Source organism: Microcoleus sp. S1D4 (assembly GCF_036700765.1).
GTDB lineage: Bacteria > Cyanobacteriota > Cyanobacteriia > Cyanobacteriales > Microcoleaceae > Microcoleus.
In genome coordinates, this window is sequence record NZ_JAUBPP010000001.1 from 382,669 (window position 1) to 401,518 (window position 18,850).

The 18,850-nt window shown below is 44.4% G+C and carries 12 protein-coding genes and 1 pseudogene; 8 read left to right on the plus strand and 5 right to left on the minus strand.

What is annotated here, in order from left to right; translation table 11 throughout:
- Positions 1-422 precede the first annotated feature (422 nt).
- Positions 423-563, minus strand: a complete 141-nt coding sequence (locus tag QT998_RS01560; RefSeq protein WP_333087654.1) for a hypothetical protein — start codon at positions 561-563, stop codon at positions 423-425.
- Between the two features lie 174 nt (positions 564-737).
- A complete protein-coding gene (gene recN, locus QT998_RS01565; RefSeq protein WP_333087657.1) occupies positions 738-2,495 on the minus strand; it encodes a DNA repair protein RecN in 1,758 nt (585 codons plus the stop codon).
- On the opposite strand from recN, the gene QT998_RS01570 reads away from it, so the two are divergent.
- Positions 2,494-3,879, plus strand: coding sequence for a TAXI family TRAP transporter solute-binding subunit (locus QT998_RS01570; protein WP_333087659.1), 1,386 nt, complete (start codon positions 2,494-2,496; stop codon positions 3,877-3,879). The genes recN and QT998_RS01570 overlap by 2 nt on opposite strands.
- A gap of 220 nt (positions 3,880-4,099) precedes the next feature.
- Here QT998_RS01570 and QT998_RS27365 read toward each other — a convergent pair whose 3' ends face one another.
- A complete protein-coding gene (locus QT998_RS27365; RefSeq protein WP_333423514.1) occupies positions 4,100-4,201 on the minus strand; it encodes a hypothetical protein in 102 nt (33 codons plus the stop codon).
- Between the two features lie 81 nt (positions 4,202-4,282).
- On the minus strand, positions 4,283-4,858 hold the full coding sequence (hemJ, locus tag QT998_RS01575; protein WP_333087660.1) for a protoporphyrinogen oxidase HemJ: 576 nt from the start codon (positions 4,856-4,858) through the stop codon (positions 4,283-4,285).
- Positions 4,859-5,347: 489 nt separating this feature from the next.
- On the opposite strand from hemJ, the pseudogene QT998_RS01580 reads away from it, so the two are divergent.
- Positions 5,348-5,940 (plus strand): annotated as a pseudogene (locus QT998_RS01580) (ISAs1 family transposase).
- 554 nt (positions 5,941-6,494) lie between these two features.
- On the opposite strand, the gene ruvB reads toward QT998_RS01580, so the two are convergent.
- Positions 6,495-7,595 (minus strand): Holliday junction branch migration DNA helicase RuvB, encoded by a 1,101-nt coding sequence (gene ruvB, locus QT998_RS01585; RefSeq protein ID WP_194010242.1) that lies wholly within the window; start codon positions 7,593-7,595, stop codon positions 6,495-6,497.
- A gap of 71 nt (positions 7,596-7,666) precedes the next feature.
- Here ruvB and QT998_RS01590 point away from each other — a divergent pair, with 71 nt between their 5' ends.
- From QT998_RS01590 to QT998_RS01615, 6 genes are all read left to right on the plus strand, one after another.
- A complete protein-coding gene (locus QT998_RS01590; protein WP_194070679.1) occupies positions 7,667-8,206 on the plus strand; it encodes a hypothetical protein in 540 nt (179 codons plus the stop codon).
- A gap of 181 nt (positions 8,207-8,387) precedes the next feature.
- Positions 8,388-9,236 carry an ABC transporter permease gene (locus QT998_RS01595; protein ID WP_194070687.1) on the plus strand — a complete coding sequence of 283 codons (849 nt, stop codon included), beginning with the start codon at positions 8,388-8,390 and terminating at the stop codon, positions 9,234-9,236.
- Positions 9,237-9,416: 180 nt separating this feature from the next.
- Positions 9,417-10,829 carry an ABC transporter ATP-binding protein gene (locus QT998_RS01600; RefSeq protein ID WP_194070678.1) on the plus strand — a complete coding sequence of 471 codons (1,413 nt, stop codon included), beginning with the start codon at positions 9,417-9,419 and terminating at the stop codon, positions 10,827-10,829.
- Between the two features lie 27 nt (positions 10,830-10,856).
- Complete coding sequence (locus QT998_RS01605) at positions 10,857-12,401, plus strand: methyltransferase (RefSeq protein ID WP_194070677.1); 1,545 nt, start codon at positions 10,857-10,859, stop codon at positions 12,399-12,401.
- Positions 12,402-12,548: 147 nt separating this feature from the next.
- On the plus strand, positions 12,549-17,942 hold the full coding sequence (locus QT998_RS01610) for a glycosyltransferase (protein WP_333113385.1): 5,394 nt from the start codon (positions 12,549-12,551) through the stop codon (positions 17,940-17,942).
- Positions 17,943-18,114: 172 nt separating this feature from the next.
- Positions 18,115-18,843, plus strand: a complete 729-nt coding sequence (locus QT998_RS01615) for a class I SAM-dependent methyltransferase (protein ID WP_333113384.1) — start codon at positions 18,115-18,117, stop codon at positions 18,841-18,843.
- The last annotated feature ends 7 nt before the right edge of the window (positions 18,844-18,850 follow it).

An 18,850-nucleotide genomic window follows, 5' to 3' on the forward strand; every position in this document is an offset into this window, starting at 1 on the left:
GATTGAGTCACGGGTAGATTTTAGATTTTTCGACTTCGCGATCGTACAAGTTTTAGGTACTTCGGCTTCGCGAGTGTACAAGTTTTAGATTTTAGATTTACTTGCAGCAGATGAATCATCAGAGGTTTAACAAAAGTCTAAAATTGCGAATTCTCCACGAGGGCCTTGCGGGGGCAAGGTATCCGTTTCTGGATTGGATCTTACGGGTGGCGCAATACTCAAGTATGCGTAAAACTATTTCCCAGTTTACAGAAGTGCGAGCACAGAGCAAGAGAAGTTGAGTGAGCTTTCCTGGTGGACTGCGGGTAGGACGGTAAAGAGACTGTGGCATTACTTTACTTTGTTTGAGAGAACGCGAATTTTGTTTAAATGATTTATTAAGTGATTTTGACACTGTGCGTGCCTGGTTTAAGTAGGTTGTGTCAGCCGATCGCAAATCCGATCGCCTGCTGCAACATCAAGGCCCTCCGCGCGAGGGATTGCTGAAAGAGGGAGGACATTGCGGGAATAGCCGCAATTGTGACACCAGCAGTTGCTAGTGATGTGTGCCCTTCTCTACACAATTGTGGTTTTTAACTAAAATTTCTGTCAATTTTGCTGCTAGAAGCTTTGATCCGGGAACAAAGTCGCGCGGCTTTCAGCTTTTTCTTGTAAAATTTGCGGTTGCCATTTTTAGTGTAACCTCCGGTATGAAAAAAACTCCGCATTTTGACCCCCCGATCGGCTCAAGTGTGCTTTCAGGGTTTGGCGGACTGAATTTGGCGCAATCCGGCGGCTTCGACAAGTAGGGATTCGGCGAAGGCGATGGCTTCTGTGGCCGATCGACCGCTGGCGAGTTGGGCGAGTTCTTCGCGGCGCTGCTGGCTGTTGAGGCCCACAACTCTGACTACAGTACGTTCGCCCGGTTGGGAGTTGGAGTTGGCTGCTTCGTCGATATTTTGTTCTGCTGCGATCGTCATTTTGTTGACGCGAAAATGACAATCGGCCATCGCGGCGATCAGCGGCTGGTGGGTGACGCACAAAACTTGGTGTTTGTCGGAGAGTTGGTGGAGTTTTTTGGCGATCGCGCCGGCGACTCTCCCGGAAACTCCGGCGTCGATTTCATCAAAAATTAGGGTTCCGGCGCTTTCGATTTGGGAAAAACAGGCTTTGATGGCGAGTAGAAAGCGGCTCATTTCTCCGCCGGAGGCGATCGCCCCTAACGGTTGTAGCGGTTCTCCCGGATTGGGGCTGAAACAAAAGGCGATTTGGTCTGCACCGGTGGAGGTTGGGCTACAACGCGAGATTGCGACTTGAAATTGTACTTTTTCCATTGCTAAGGGCTTAAGTTCCGCGACAAGATGCGTTTCAAGCTTGAGAGCTGCTTCGCACCGCAGGATTGTCAGGTGGCTGCAAGCCTCTTTTAATTGGTCTAAAGCGGTCTGATATGCGAGTTCTAAGGCTTCCATTGACTCGCCTCCTTCTAAAAGTTCGTTTAGTTCGTTTTGGATGCCTTGGTAGTAGGCGATCGCTTCTTTGAGCGGCCCGTATTTGCGGCAAATTTGTTTGAGTTCGCGAATTCTGTCTTCTACTTCTTCGAGTCTTTCGGGATCTGCTTCTAATTGTTCGCCGTAGCTGCTAATTTGCCTGCTGGCTTCTGTGGCTTGAGCTAAAGCATCGCTGACCATTTCTAGGATTGGTTGCAACTGCACATCGTAAACGGCCATGTCGCTTAAAATTACTTCGGCTTTGCTCAACAAATCGGCGGCTGAGGCGGTGTCGCCGTCGTTTTGGTAAAGGGCTTGGTGAACTTTGTAACTTTGCTGCTGCAATTCGACGATGTGCCCGAGGCGGATTGATTCTTGTTCTAAGTGTGCGAGTTCCTCGCTGTCTTCGATGTTGGCTTCGCTGAGTTCTCGGACTTGGTATTGCAATAAATCGAGTCTTTGCAGGCGCTGCTGTTCTGACTGACGCCTGTGCTTGAGGGCTGTTTTGGCGGTGCTGGCTTCGATCCAGGCTTTGGTGATTGTCGATCGAGCTTCAGTGAGTTTTTTGCCGCCGTACAAGTCTAGCCATTCTCGTTGGAGGGTTTCTTGTCCGAGGTGGACGGTTTGGCCTTGGGCGGTAATTTCGACGAGCCGATCGCGCAGTTGCTCCATTAACTGGCGGTTGACGAGAATTCCGTTCAAACGCGATCTGGTACGCAGAGCACCGCTCGTGGCGTTAATTTCCCGGCTGCAAACGGCTAAATTTCCATCTATGGGTTCGATTTCTTGTTCGCCCAGCCATTTTGCGGAGGATGAGTCCAATTCAAAGGTAGCCTCCAATATTGCCCGTGTTGCTCCGGTGCGAATCGATCGGCGATCGACTTTCCCGCCCAAAACTGCATCGATCGCATCTAGGATAATCGATTTTCCTGCGCCGGTTTCCCCTGTAAATACGTTCAAACTCGGGCCAAAGTCTAGATCCAGGCGGTCAATTAGGGCAAAGTTTTCTATTCTGAGGGATAGTAACATGGGGAATTTAGAATTGATGATGGGAAATTGGGATTATATTTTAAACTACAATACTTTTAATTTTGCCATTATCGATCGAGTCTCAACATCAATGCAAAATAAATTTGTGCTGACCTTGGCTCTACTAAGCTTTATCCTGATTGGGTCTTTCGGCTGGAAGCTTCACCGAGACAAAGACCAAATCTATGAATTAACGTTAGCGACTGGTATAAAAGCAGGTAATTATTACCCTTTCGGGCAGGCAATTGCTGAGTTGGTTAGTCAACAAAATCCGCGCATCCACATTCAAGTTATTGAAACTCAAGGTGCCCAAGAAAATATGAACAAACTTGAGGCGAATGAGGCTCAGTTAGCGATCGTACAGAACAATACAGAGGCTGTACCTTCGGCGAGGGTAATTGCTTCGCTATTTAAGGAAGTTTTTCACTTAATTGTTTCTGAAAAATCTGGCATTCAGACTGTTGGCGATCTGAAAGGAAAACATATTTCCCTGATGGACAAAAAAAGTGGTTCTTACAGTTTTTTTTTCTTGATGAGCGAGCATTATGGCTTGCAAGAAACAGATTTTATTTATACTGCAACTAATTGGACAGAGGCTACTAAATTATTTAGTAAGGGGGAGGTTGATGCTATTTTTGGGGTACTGCCTCCTGGGAGCGATTTGGTTAGCGATTTGCTAAAAAATACGCAGGGTAAATTGGTGCAGATCGACCAAGGATCTGCCATGAAAATTAAGTTGCCTTATTTGGAAGCCGATATTATTCCGAAGGGTACTTACAAGGCCGCTCCGGCTGTTCCCGATGCAGATTTGGGGACTGTAGGAGTGCACGCTACTCTGTTGGCCCGGGAGGATGTCGATCCTGAAGTCGTGCGGGAAATTACGCGCATTTTGTTTGAGTACCGCCGCAATTTGGTGGCGGCTGATTCCCTGGCGGCAATGATTAATCAGCCGGGAGAAAACGGGAGTTTGGCTTGGCCCGTGCATGAGGGCGCTCAGGCTTATTACGATCGCGAAAAACCAGATTTTGTTGCTGCTAATTCTGATGCTATCGGTTTGTTTTTGTCGCTCGGCACTCTTTTGGCTTCTTGGCTTTGGCAGTTGCGATCGCGCTTTTTGCAGAAACCAAAAAATCGGGCTGATAAATTTAATCTGGATATTTTAAGTTTGATCCAACAAATTCGTCTAGCGAAAACAGTGAATGAAATTGATTTATTGCAAGAGCAGTTATTTGATATTTTTAAGCAGGTGATTTTGGATTTGGATGAAGATCGGATTGATTCTGATTCTTTTCAGTCTTTTACTTTTACTTGGGAAACTGCTATGAGAATTGCGAGCGAGCGAGAAAAAATGTTGCGGGAATTGCGGCTAATTTCGGATAGTTGATGATTGATGACAGACATATATATATATATAGCCTTTCTCAGAAAGATAAGGTACTATCCGGGATAGGGCATAGGGCATAGGGCATAGGGCATACCTCACTTTTTTGAGAAAGGCTATATCGAGTTATTGGCTTTAGTTTACTGTAGCTGACTTTTCACATTTTTCAACGGGAGCATCTCAGTTTTGATTTTGAGCGTGCGAACTGTCGCAAACTCGGGCTCTATCCAACACTCGCGAGTTCGCGACAGCTCGCACTATTGATTGGCTTTAAATTTTTGACTTCGCTGCAGTCTCTAACTCGCCGGAGCAAACGGTTAGTAATGCGGGGCGTTCTGTTGTGATAGTTTTAAAGCACCCACTCACCCCATTTCCTATGAGGAAATGGGGAATAAGTTTGACTTAGCTAGCCTTCTTGTTGGGGGATCGATGGGAGATTTTTGCGTTGGTCGTTGAGGCGCTTCTTGGCATAAAAATTAATGGTCACTACCATTAATACAATCATGGCAATAATCGTAGCAATAGTTGAAGAAACTGGTAAACTTTGCTTAAATACTGCTAGCAATACTATCATTGCCAACAAAACCGTTGGCACTTCATTTAATGCCCTAAATTGTTGACCAGTCCACTGACATTCATTCTTTGCTAATTTCTTCAGCAGCCAACCGCAATAGAAATGATAACCTATTAACAAAGTAACTAATGTTAACTTAATGTGCAACCAAGTGTCTTTTAATACATCTGGTTCTGTTGAAATCAACCCGATCGCCATCAGGACAGTCACAAACATTCCGGGCGTAGTAATCAAATTATAAAGACGTTTCTCCATAATTTGATATTGTTCTTTAAGAATTGTTTTTGCCGGTTCTGGTTTCTCTTCAGCTTCCGCGTGATAGACGAATAATCTTACTAAATAAAATAAGCCAGCAAACCAAACGACAATGCCAATAAAATGAAACGATTTAAACCAAAAATAAGCCATGATTTGTTACCTTTAATGAACCACAGAGGCAGAGATTTCCCAGAGGTTTGTTGATTTTCACCTCCAGCAACGGGGTTTCTCGTCGATCATTGTACAAGAAAGTCGGTTTCTTTGTCATCAAGAAACCCAGTTTTTCAGTCACCGGATAGCCCAAGGCCTCAGTCATTGTACAAGAAACCGGGCTTCTTTGCCGTAACTGTTGAGACCCCAAGGATTTTCACTCCCGTACAAAAAATCCGGTTTCTTTGCCGCAACTGTTGAACCCCAAGGATTTTTCCTCCAGCCCCGGCTCGATTGGGCAGCCCAAGCAGTTAATCATACTATAAAAAACCCGATTTCTTTGCTGTAAAGAAATCGGGTTTATAAATAATTTGATAGTTTAAAATGTTAATAGGAATACAATAAACCCCAGGGCGAACGCATCTAAATTTTATGTTAAGAGAATGTGGTATATTGGAGCAGAATTATTGAGTGTCCAAAAATTATTTAATTAGAGTTTACCATTATCAAACTCAAACCACCATTGCCGACCATTTTTCCGACTTAGAAGATCAAGCGAATTTAGCGAACGAAACATCATCAATTAATTGATATTATCACCATCTCAATTTGTGCAGTGATTTGCGGTGCTGATACATGGGTGGATATCGAAAGTTACGGGTTATTCTAAATACGAATAGTTAAAGACAATTTGAAAATTGCCGAATAGTATCCCGACCCATGACACAATTGCGAGAGTATTTTTTCGTCTCAAACCTGAGCAATTTCAAAAATGTTTTTTGAGTTGGATTCAATATTATATTAGTAGTTTACCAAATGATGCTCAAAAACTTGGTGAATCAGTCCGCAGCCATTGGAAAATGGAGAATTCTTTACATTGGGTATTAGATGTGGGTTTTCGTGAAGATGATTGTCGAATTAGAAAAGATAATGCTCCGCAAAATTTTGCTATAATTAGACATATCTCGCTTAATCTTTTGAATCAATAAAAAACCTCAAATACCGGAGCCAGAAATCAGCGACTTCGAGCCGGGTGGGATGATGATTATTTGACTAAGATTCTCGCTGTTGCAGTTAACTAAATTCTTACGAATAACTCATTAATAACTATTAGAACTCTTGCAAAAATCCAAAGCACCCCACCCCAACCCTCCCCTTATCAAGGGGAGGGAGCAAGATTATTCTTGTTTCTCCCCTTAATAAGGGGGGACTAAGGGGGGTAAATTTGACTTTTGCAAGAGGTCTATTATACAACTTGTAAACAGTGGTTATAATATTTTTATTGTCTCAAAATTCGCCTTAAGTCAAAATCACGATTAATCAGTTCCTATTTTATCTAACAGTTCATTACAAAGCGTGTCTGTAGCTTCTAAGAATGGTGAATTCATCTCAAAATATACTCACCACTGATGAACAGTGTTCAATAAGATGCGTTCCCCCTGGGGATTGGATAGGGGTTAGGAGCTTTCCGACAGTTGTATTTTTGGGGAAAAATGTAAGCTGTACTGCATTTTTATTGTAGATTTATTGAGCCATATCAAAGCTGGTGAAATCCTTTCTCCCTGTAATATCACTTTTTGAGCCTAGCAGATAGTTGAATTTTGAGGTTTCTTTTGCTGACCAAATCTAACACAGCCTACAATAGTTTAGGTGAGACAAAACCTAAGTGTTTCCAAGCGGCTGCTGTGGCAATTCTACCCCTACTTGTTCGCTGCAAAAATCCGATTTGCATTAAGTACGGTTCGTAGACATCCTCAATTGTTTGAGTGTCTTCTCCGGTGGAAGCGGCGAGGGTTTCTAAACCAACCGGGCCGCCGTTAAAGTTTTCGATCATTGCTGTCAAAAGTGACCGATCAGTCCAATCCAAGCCTAGGGGATCGACGTTGAACAATTCTAGGGCGATGGATGCAACTTCGGCATTGATTGGCTTTAAATTTTTGACTTCGCTGTAGTCTCTAACTCGGCGCAGCAAACGGTTAGCAATCCGGGGGGTTCCGCGAGCTCGGCGGGCAATTTCTTCGGCTCCTTCTGGGGTGATTTTAGTGTCGAGAACTTGGGCGGTTCTTTGGACAATTAGACTAAGTTCGTCTATTTCGTAGTAGCGCAATCTTTGGATTAAGCCGAAGCGATCGCGCAACGGAGATGTCAGCGATCCGACTTTGGTGGTTGCTCCTACTAAGGTAAAGGGTTTCAGGGGAATGCTGCGGATTTTGGCGCTTTTTCCTTGACCGATCGTAATATCTAAACGGCAGTCTTCCATCGCTGGATAGAGGATTTCTTCGGTAACTTTAGATAAGCGGTGAATTTCGTCGATAAACAGCACGTCGCCTGCTTTGAGGTTGACGAGCAATCCGACAATATCTCGCGGTTTTTCTAGGGCTGGGGCGGTGGTGATTTTGCATTCAACTTCCATTTCTGCTGCTAGAATTAGCGACATTGTGGTTTTTCCCAACCCTGGCGGCCCGTACAGTAACAGGTGATCCATCGGTTCGCCCCGCGATTTGGCTGCTGCAATTGCGATCGCCAAAACTTCTCTCAAGTCTTTTTGTCCGATGTATTCGGCTAACCGCTGGGGGCGGATTTTATCTTCTTGTTTGTTGTTGATTTCGTCTGGTAATTCTTGCGATTCTAGCAGCGATTCCGTCTGGGGTTTAGCTGCTCTTTTTCGGGGAGCAGGGGCTATGTCTTCAGGTAGATTTTGGTCTGGGGGTTGTTGTTTGGAGGAGATTATAGCCATATTTATTTGCGCTCGGACAGCGAAAATTGTTTACAATTATTAGCAGAATCGTGAAAATTATTGAGGTCGTTATGAGTGTTCCATCTTCTTTATTAGCATCGAAAAGTATAACTTTTGAGGAGGCGATCGCGCTGACTCAATCTTTACTGTCGCTGATTCAGAGCGATCGACTTTTAGAGGGAGATATCGAGCAAGCTGTTAAATCTCTAGTGAAAACTCCCAACGGTGCTAGGGGTTTTTTTGTCACCTATCTGACGGACGACCGACAGGCGGCAGACCGGCCGTCACCAGGAGTTATCAAGGCGCTGCGATCGGCTCCTGAGATCGTAGCAGAACTGCTGGTGAAAAATGTGGCGATGTCGGCGGCAATGGTGTTGCATCATTCGCGCCTTCAAAAGGAGGAAATGGCGGCGGGTTCTGCTAGAGTGCAGGAGCGATCGCGCAATTTAATTCAAATCCTGCAAATGCCAGCCTGTCAAGCTGTAGCGTCGCAAATGCTAGAAAGTTTACAAACTAAAGAAGGTGAGTATGAGGAGTTTTTCCAACGCTGGGGCTACGACGACGAGCAAAGAGTCGCGATCGGTTCGGCAGTTGGGGAGGCGATCGGCTAAAATAACCTCCTAAGCCAAAAGCCAGAAGCCAAAAGCCAGAAGTCTAAGCCGGGGAGACAGATCCTTGATCAAAGCGGCCCGGCTGTGGAATAATTGCGGTTTAGCAAAAGCTGCACAATTGTAGCTGGAGTTGATTTAGGTGTGAAGGTAGTCAACGAGGGCGAAAAAATTGCACAGATCGGTGAAAGGAGTTGTCCAAAAAGCCCGAAAGGGCCGCGGCCGGCGACCGACAAACAGCCAGCGCAGGGCAAAGCTGAGTCTGCTGGCTACATTGGTGCGTCGGGACTTGGAAGCTCAATACAAAGGCTCGATTCTGGGCAATTTGTGGCCGCTGCTGAATCAGCTATCGCAATTGGTGATTTACACCTACGTATTCTCGATCGTCCTCAAGGTAAAACTCAAACTTGCAGGCTTCCCGGAAAACAGCGACATCACATTTGGAGTCTGGCTATTTGCAGGTTTGTTACCTTGGAGTGCTTTCACCAGCGGTTTGATTAAATCGGGAGTATCCGTAGTAGGGCAGCCAAATTTAGTCAAAAAAGTAGTATTTCCCCTCGGTTTGCTGCCCCTCGTGCCGATTTTTACAGCTTTTATTGAAAGTTCTCTCGGTTTAGCAGCCTTGATTCTGATCGTAGCAGTATCCTCGCAAAAGCTCAACGCTACTTTATGCTTGCTGCCACTGGTTTGGGTGCCTCAATTGTTGCTCACAGCCGGCTTGGGATATTTGACAGCGGGCTTAACCGTGTTTTTGCGAGACATTCCTCAGACATTAGGTGTTATTCTAAATTTTTGGTTTTATTTGACGCCGATCGTCTATCCAGCATCAATCATCCCCCAACAGTGGCGAGCCTGGATATTTTGGTTGAATCCAATGGCCACCATCTCCGAGGTTTACCGAGACCTCATCCTGTTGGGAGAAGTCAAACACTGGGGCGAATGGGGTGTCGCCACCCTAATCTCTGCTGCTATATTTTGTGGAGGTTTAGCGGTTTACCGGCATTTGCGTCCCGCTTTTGCTGACGTGCTGTAATATGTTTTACATTTAAATGCAATCTACTATCAAAAATCGCGATCGAGGTTCGTAGTGAGGACTTTAGTCCGCATAAAAAATCAAAGGACTCCCATTCCCAACGAGCAAACCTATTTTTTGTTCTAGCGGACATAATATCAATCTAAAATCTAAAATCTAAAATCTAAAATCTAAAATCGGATGACAGAAAATGTAATTTCACTAAAAAATGTTTCCAAATGCTTTAAGCGGTACGATCGTCCTGGAGACCGCTTAAAAGAAATTATTTATCCCAATAAAAAACTTGCTGATGAATTTTGGGCTCTCCACGACATCAATCTGGAAATTGCTCGCGGACAAACCCTAGGAGTAGTCGGTCGCAACGGGTCGGGAAAAAGCACGCTTTTGCAAATCATTGTGGGGACGCTGACACCCACCGCAGGAAGCGTCCGAGTAGAAGGGCGAATCTCCGCTTTGTTGGAACTCGGAAGCGGGTTTAACCCGGAATTTACCGGAAGACAAAACGTGTTTTTCAACGCTCAAATACTCGGATTCAATCAAAAAGAAACTGAAGAAAAATTTGACGAAATTGCTGCTTTTGCTGATATTGGAGATTTCATCGATCAGCCAGTCAAAACCTATTCTAGCGGTATGTTTGTCAGACTGGCTTTTGCCGTTGCGACTAGCGTAGAGCCAGATATTCTAGTGGTTGACGAAGCACTTTCGGTAGGCGACGAAGCTTTCCAGCGCAAGTGTTTTGCCCGCTTGCAAAGCATTCAGGAAGGTGGCGGAACGATTTTATTTGTTTCTCATGCTGCTAGTTCTGTGGTGCAACTTTGTACTTCGGCGATTTTAATGGATAGCGGAGAATTGCTGCTAGCTCACACACCAAAGGTGGTAATTTCTAAATATCAAAAGCTGATCTATGCCGATCCAGATAAAGTCTTGGGGTTGAAGCAAGATATTCGAGTTCTGAACCAACTGACAAAGCAAGAAAGTCAAGAAAATCTTCATAATCCTAATTTAGAAAGTACCAAAAGGGAGGCTGTACCGGAGCAATATATCTCTCAACCCAAGGAACATTATGATGAATTTTACGAACCGGGGATGATCCCGTCGAATACGGTACGGTATCCGTCTCGCGGCGCGGAAATTATTAACCCGCGCATCGAAACGCTGCAGGGAAATGTGGTAAATCACTTGCTCGGCCGTCAAGATTATGTTTACACTTACTCTGTCACTTTCTCGCGGTCAACTTCCAAAGTTAGGTTTGGAATGTTGATTAAAACGATTAGCGGTTTTGAGTTGGCTGGTGCTTCTTTGAAGGCTTCTACTCAGTCAGTTAGATATGTGGAAGCAGGAACGACAATTGTAGTTAAGTTTCAGTTTAAATGTTTGCTGAATCCGGGGGTTTACTTTTTGAATGCGGGGGTGGTGGGAACGGTAGATGAGGATTTAAGTTATCTGGATCGCTGCGTTGATGTGGCGATGTTCAAAGTTCAGTCTTGTACTGAGTCCTGCGGCAACGGCATTGTTGACTTGCTGATAGAACCGTGTTTAACTGTTGTAAATTCTGATTGTCTGGTGCAAGAACAGTCAACGGAAGTCATCTAATAATTCTGTGAAAACTTTGTAAAAATAATGAGCAATCTCAATTTAGAATTGTCCAAAAATCAAGTAATCCAAGCATTGATTCGAGATCGAGCTAAGTTTCCCGAAGATTTTAAACTAAATATTTGCGAAGACGATGAAATGTATTTGTTTAGCTTGAGCAACGTCAAGGAGGATGGAGACGATGGAGACGATGACGATCGCGAGCGAGCTTTGGTGCGCTATTATGCGATCGGGCGACGCATCCGGGATGCGGTTCAACAAGTTGTAGATTGGCATTTTGGCGGCTTTGAAAATGTACCGTCTTTTCTGGATTTTGCCTGTGGTTACGGTAGATTTACCCGGTTTTTAATTCAGGAAATGCCACCCGAGCAAATTTGGGTTTCTGATATTTATGCTAACGCGGTCAAGTTTCAAACTGAATACTTGGGCGTTAACGGTATTGTTTCGACTGGAAAACCGGAAAAATATTTAATTGACCGAAAATTTGACTGCATTCTGGCTAATTCTTTTTTCAGCCATATCCCGGAAAGAACTTTTACGAGTTGGCTCCAAAATTTGTATAATTTGTTGACCGAAAACGGGATTTTGATGTTTAGCGTTCACGGCGATTGTTTGCTGCCTTCTCACATAGAAATGCCTGCTAACGGTATTTTGTTTAGTGCCGAAAGCGAAAGTCAGTCTTTGGATAAGGAGGAATACGGCACAACTTATGTAACTGAAAAGTTTGTGAGAGAAATTGTCGGTAAAGTTAGCGGTGGGAAAGCTTTTGTTCACCGGATCAAAAAAGGCATATGCAGGTTTCAGGATTTGTATGTTGTTACAAATAAGTTAACTAGAGATTTTTCGGAGTTAAATTTTTATCACCACCCTGGAGGATATATTGATGTTGCTGCTTTTACCAACAAGCAGAATTTGTATCTGGAGGGTTGGGCTGCTGATGTGAATTTGGGCGGTCGAATAGAGGAAGTTCAGGTGCTGGTAAACGGTGAGGTGGTGCAGAGGTGCGAGCCTTTTTACGATCGCCGGGATGTGGCTGACTATTTTCAAAAAGATGCAATTTTGCAGTCTGGTTGGAACTGTTATTTACCGAAAAACACTGTGACACCCGAGGATGTGTTAACAGTTAAAGCAATCAATAACTACGGTTGGGAATGGATTCTGGAAATTTGCAGCGTGAAATCGCTGGTGGGCCAACGGCAATCGCAGTCTTTGTTGGGCTCTACTCACGAAAAACTCAAGTTGGTTGAAACTCAGCTAGAGGCGGCTAAAATAGCATGGGAGATCAGTCAAAGTAAGTTAATGATTACTGAACCACTATTAGAAGAATCTCAAATAAAGTTGCAAGAAACTCAAGCTCAATTAATGTCAGCTCACGCGCAGTTGGAACAAACTCAAAGTCAGTTAGTATCTGTGCAAATGCAGTTAGAACAAACAGAATCTCAGTTAATTAATGTCAAGCAAGAATTAGACCGATCGCACAATCGAGTTGAGGCAATGGAAAGCAGCAAGTTCTGGAAGCTGAGAAGCACCTGGTTTCAAGTCAAGCGGTTGCTGGGGGTAGCGGGAGAATAGGGCGGCATCTCCAGCTTTGAAAAAAGCATTTTGATAGCGCGAGCACTTGAAAAGCTCGCGTTAGGAGACTCTTAAATGCTTGGAGGCAGAGGTTTCCGAGAATAATAAGTAAAGTTGGTGTGGGAATTAGGGCGAGGGATAGAAATTGTGAGTACAAATGACAGCAAACCGTCGGTTTTTATTGTTACTGGAATGCACCGTTCCGGTACGTCTTTAACGGCTTCTTTGTTTCAGAAAGTCGGGGTTGATATTGGTAAAAAGTTGGTTGGGCCGGCGGTGGGAAATGTGAAAGGTCATTTCGAGAATGTTGATTTTGTGGAGTTTCACAAGAGTGTTTTACGATCGCACGGCATAGATGAACTCGGCTGTACGTTGGAAAAAACGATTCCGGTAGCAGCGTCAGATGTGGAAATTGCGAAACGGGCGATCGACCAAAATCAACAAACTCAGAAGCATTGGGGCTGGAAAGACCCGCGAACAGCTTTATTTTGGGATTTTTGGTTAAAATTGCTCCCCGAAGCTAATTTTATCTGCGTTTATCGATCGCCCTGGGAAGTAGTCGATTCGCTTTACCGCCGGGGAACCGATGTCAGCTTGCTGCAGCATCCCGAAATGGCAGTAAAAATGTGGCTGCACTACAACCAACAAGTCTTAGAATTGTTTGAAAGTTTTCCCGATCGCTGTCTGCTGGCCAACGTTTACCCGATCGGCAACACTCCCGAATTTTTTATCGATCGAGTTAACGAAAAATTTAACGTTAACTTAAGTGCGATCGCCGCCGACAACTTTGAAGAATCTTTATTAGTCAACGATATTGTTAAAAGTCATAGACCGAGTTTAATAGAACAATATTTTCCCGAAGCATTAGAACTCTATCAAGTTTTAGAAACCAAAGCCGGCAATCTCAGCAGCAAATCTCAATTGTCGAATGACCAAATTATTCATTTTCCAGTATCTCCTGTCGGGCCTTTTGAAGATTGGCTCAAAATCCGCTTGCTGGAAAAACAACAAAAAACCAGCAATTTAGAAGTCAAACAGTGGCAAGAACAATTTCAACAAGCTCAAGCAAAAGTGTTGGAATTGGAAACGAAGTTAGGAGAAACTCAAGTACAGCTTGATGGCAAAGAATCTCAATTTCAAGAAGCCCTAGCAAAACTGCTCGAATTAGAAACAGAATTAGGAGACACTCAGGTACAGCTTGACGGTCAAGAATCGCAATTTCAAGAAGCCTTAACAAAAGTCTTGAAATTAGAAACAGAATTAGGAGAAACTCAAGTACAGCTTGACGGCAAAGAATCTCAATTTCAAGAAGCCTTAGCAAAACTGCTCGAATTAGAAGCAGAATTAGGGGAAACTCAGGTACAGCTTGCCGGCCAAGAATCGCAATTTAAAATAGCCTTAACAAAAATTTTAGAATTAGAAGCAGAATTAGGAAAAACTCAGGTAAAGTTTGAAGAAAAAGAATTTAAATTAGATCAAAAATTAGCTGAATTATTGAGCTTGGAAACAGTCCAGAGTCAAACTCAGCAAGATTTGGAACAATCGCGGCAGGAAAATGCCAAAATCCAGGCTGAACTTTCTGCAATCAAGTCTTCTGACTGGTGGAAACTTAGAGAAAAATGGTGGGAATTTAAGCACAAAATCCGCGATTTATTCCCAAGATTTGTTTTTTCTTTAGACCAACCCACTACTTGGCAAGTTAGCGATTCCTACCTACTAATTAAGGGTTGGGTGTTTAACACAAAAAAAGATATTAAAGCTGTCCGCGCCCGAATTGAAAATAAGAGTTTTGCCGCTGTTTACGGTCTGGAAAGAAGCGACATAGCTAGCTGGTATTATAATATTGGGTCGGCAAAAAAATCTGGTTTTACAATGGAATTGCAAGCTCCTGCCGGACGGCACGAGGTGTTGTTGGAAGCGCAAGACGAGGCAGGAAAATGGCATTTTTTGGCAGCTTATCCGCTGTTAGTTTCAACGATTCAAGCGTCGTTAGATGTACCGGTGGTGTGGGAACAGCGTCAGGGTCAAGTTTTGTTTGCGGGTTGGTGTTGTCACCACGATCGCAAAATTGCTAAATTAAGTCTTTTGTGCGGCGATACTTCTGTAGAATGCGCCTACGGTTTGCGCCGAAAAGATGTCGGCGAAGTGTTTCCTGACTGGGTTAACAGTTCGGAAAGCGGCTTTGAGGCGCTTGTCAATTTGCCTCCGGGTGAATGGCACGTTTCTCTGCAAGCCGAGTTAGAAAACGGGGAAATTTTGTATTTTCAAGCACCGAAAATATTGACTGTGCGGCGCTACGATATTTGGCAGCGAAGTGCTGATAAATATGAGGAGTTTTCGAGTTTTGTAGAGGCAATCCGGCAGCGGGCGAGGGAGAGAAAACAGCGTCTCGGCAGAATTGTGCCGATGCCTTGGGAAATTGTGAAGGTGATGCGTCAGTTTGGGAAGATTTACAAGCAGCAAAAACAGTTTACTGCGCCGGGAGATTTGCTGCCGCCTGCGGGTTTTGTGCTTGCTTCACCGATTGATAGGTATGATGCTTGGCTGGAGGTGAATCAGTGGAACGATCGCGCGCGCGATTATCTGATTTCTCGGTTAAAATCCTGTGGGGAAGCGTTGCCAAAAATCTCGGTGGTAATGCCAGTTTACAATCCGCAGATAGATTTTCTCGAAAGTGCGATCGACAGTGTAATCAATCAAGTTTATCAAAACTGGGAACTCTGCATCGCCGACGATCGCAGTACCGACGGTACGGTTGCTGAAACTTTGAAAAATTGGGCCGCAAAGGACGATCGTATCCGCATCACATTTCGCACAGAAAACGGCAACATCAGCGCCGCCACCAACAGCGCCGCCGCCCTCGCCACAGGCGACATCATCCTGTTTTTAGACAACGACGACGAACTAACTCCCGACGCATTAGGCGAAGTCGCCTTATATTTTGCCGCGCATCCAACCACCGACTTTCTCTACTCAGACGACGACAAAATCGACACCAAAGGTCGCAGATTCGCCCCGCAATTCAAACCAGAATGGTCGCCAGAACTGCTGCTTTCCTATATGTATCTCGGTCATTTGTGCGCCGTCAAAAAAGAAATCTTTGAACAAATAGGCGGCTTGCGGCTCGGTTTTGAAGGCTCGCAAGATTACGATTTTGCCTTGAGAGCAACCGAAATTTCTCGCCGCGTCGCCCACCTGCCCCTAGTGCTTTATCACTGGCGAACCGCACCAGGTTCTACAGCCGTATCTGGGGCCGCGAAACCATCCAGTTTTTCCGCAGGTCAACAAGCCATTCAAGACGCACTAAACCGCAGAAAAATTAAGGGAACTGTCGCTCAGCACGCCTGGGCAATCAAAGAAAATTTGGGCATATTTGCCCAGGATTTCCCTGATGATGGCCCGTCAGTAACTTTGATTATTCCTACTAAAAATCAAGTTAAACTGCTGAAAGCCTGTATCGATTCTATCGAAATTACAACATACAAAAATTATCAAATTGCTGTCATTGACAACGAAAGCGACGATCCAAAAACCCTGGAATATTTAAATCAGTTAACTTGTCAAGTTTTGCGAATCAAAAATCCTGGAGGAAAGTTTAGTTTTGCGGCAATTAACAACCGCGCTGTCGAACAAGTTGACAGCGAATACGTGTTGTTTTTGAACAACGATACTGAAGTAATTACCCCGCGATGGCTGAGTCAAATGGTCGGATACGCTCAAATTCCTGCTGTGGGTGCAGTCGGTGCGAGGCTGTTATATCCCGACGGCAGAATTCAACACGCGGGCATAATTCACGGCCTCCATCACGGTTTAGCTGGTCACGCTTTTAAGCTGATGAACAGCGACAATCGAGGCTATCTTTCTCAAGCGATGGTAACGCGAAATTACTCGGCGGTAACAGCCGCTTGCACGATTACTCCGCGTCAATTGTTTTTAGAATTGGGCGGTTTTGATGAGGAGAATTTTGCTGTTGCTTACAATGATGCGGATTACGGATACCGATTGTTAGAACGCGGTTATCGGTGCGTTTACTGTCCCGATGCGGAGTTGTTGCATAAGGAGGGAACTTCTAGGGGTTTTACTGACAATCCTCAAGAAGTTGCAGCTTTTAGGCGCAAGTATGCGAGGAAAAATGATGGTTTTTACAGTCCTCATTTGTCTTTGGAAGATGAGTATTTTCATATTCAACCCCGACGGGTTTTTATGAAGGAAGAAGGTTCGGCAACGAGCAATGTACGGGATGTAACGGATGTAACGGATGGCGGATTGGCAGCGGATTTTGTAGCGGATTTAACGGATTTAACGGATGTCACTGATGGAAGGGACAAGGGAGAGTTACAATTTGCTGATGCTGGTTTGTTGGTAGGAGAAGCAGAGAATCTGATTCATCCTATCAAAGTTTTGATGTGCAGCAATTCGCTGGATTTTACGGGCGCGCCGCTGCATCAGTACGAAATTGCGGTGAAATTGGCGGCTGAGGGTGCGATTTTGCCGATCGTACTTTGCACGACAGACGGGCCGCTGCGTCAAGCTTACGAACAGCAGGGAATTGAAGTCATTGTGCGCGACAATCCCCTCGAACACATCTATCAACGCGATGCTTACGATGAAGCTATCCACAGTTTTAGCAAGGAAATTGAAAGTTTAAAAGTAGATGCGGTTTATGCCAATACTTTAGAAAATTTCTTTGTAGTTGATGCGGCCCAGGAAATCGGAATTCCGGCGGTGTGGAACGTTCACGAAAGCGAACCTTGGCAAACTTATTTTAACAGGTTTGGTTCAGAGATTGCGGCGAGAGCTTTGGAGTGTTTTCGCTTTCCTTACAAAGTAATTTTTGTGGCGGATGCAACGCGGGAGAGATATTTACCTCTCAACAGCCACTACAATTTTACAGTGATTCACAACGGTTTAGATTTGAGCAAACTGGAAAATTTGGATAATTTAGAAGTTGCTAGAAAAAGCTTAGGTGTTGCAACCGAAGATGTGGTAATTTTGCTGCTGGGGACAGTGTGCGAACGCAAAGGCCAGCAGGATTTAGTTAAGGCACTTTCGCTTTTGCCTGAAAAATGGCACAATAAAATTAGGTGTTTCATTGTGGGCGATCGCCCGAGTATTTACAGCAGTAAATTAGCCGATATGGTGGGCGAATTGCCGGAAGAGTTGCGGCAAAGAGTGACAGTAGTTCCCGAAACAGGGAAACCAGGAAAATATTATAAAGCGGCGGATATTTTTGTTTGCACTTCTAGGATAGAAAGTTTTCCGAGAGTGATTTTGGAGGCGATGGCCTGTGATTTACCAATTATTACATCGCCGGTTTTTGGGATTAAGGAACAAGTAAGACCGGGAATTAACGGTTTGTTTTATACACCGGATCGCCCGGAAGAATTAGTGGCAGCTTTGATTAGCTTGTTGGAGGATAAATCATTGCGCCAGCAGTTAGCCGGAAATGCTAAATATGTTTTGGATTCACTCAATACTTTTGAGGAAATGACTCAAGCTTATGCAGACATTTTCTGCGAAGCATATTTCAGCAGTCATTAGTCATTAGTCATTAGTCATTAGATACCGTATGTGCGCGGCCCTCGAACAATCTGCGAATCAAATTTAAAATCTCATAGCGACGCGACGCACGATACTAGATACTGTCCCAGCAGAAAACCAGAAAGAGGAACATATTTAAAATTAAACCATCAATACTCTAAAATGAATAAAAATGAACTCTGAAAAAATGACCGATCGCCCAAAAGTAGATTATGAAACCGCATGGGACAGTTACGCCCAACAGTGGCAAAAAACTAATGCCGAACTTGCCCATCTTGGCGACGAATGGATAGGTAAAGCCGCAGGTGCCGCCAACTCCTTAAGCGAATACGAAGCGCTGATCGAACAGCAATTTATAGCGCCGTATATCAAAAAAGAACATACGGTTTTAGAAATTGGTATCGGCGGCGGAAAAACAGGTTCGCTGCTGCTGAAATATTGCGATCGCCTAATTTGTGCCGACATTTCCAGTCAAATGCTGCAAGCCGCCCGATCGCGCTTGGGAGACGATCGCGTTTCTTACGTCAAACTCGACGGTTTAACATTAGACGGCATCGCCCCCGGTGCAGCCGATGTCTGCTTTTGCTACGATACAATGGTACACGTAGAACCCGTAGACATATTCAACTACCTAACACGCATTCCCAAACTGCTGCGGGGCGATCGCCTTTGCGTCTTTCACCACGGCAATATTCTCACCGAATTGGGCTGGGAAAAATTCGCCAGCGAGTGGGATAAAAACTTATTGGGACGCAGAGATGGCACTGCATTCTCAATAATGACTGATACAATTATGGAAAAATTTCTCAACCATTTAAACTATGAAATCATCCTGAAAAACACAACTTCAGTACCGCGAGATTGCGTCTGGATCTGCAAAGCACCCCCCTACCAAGAGTAAAATCAAA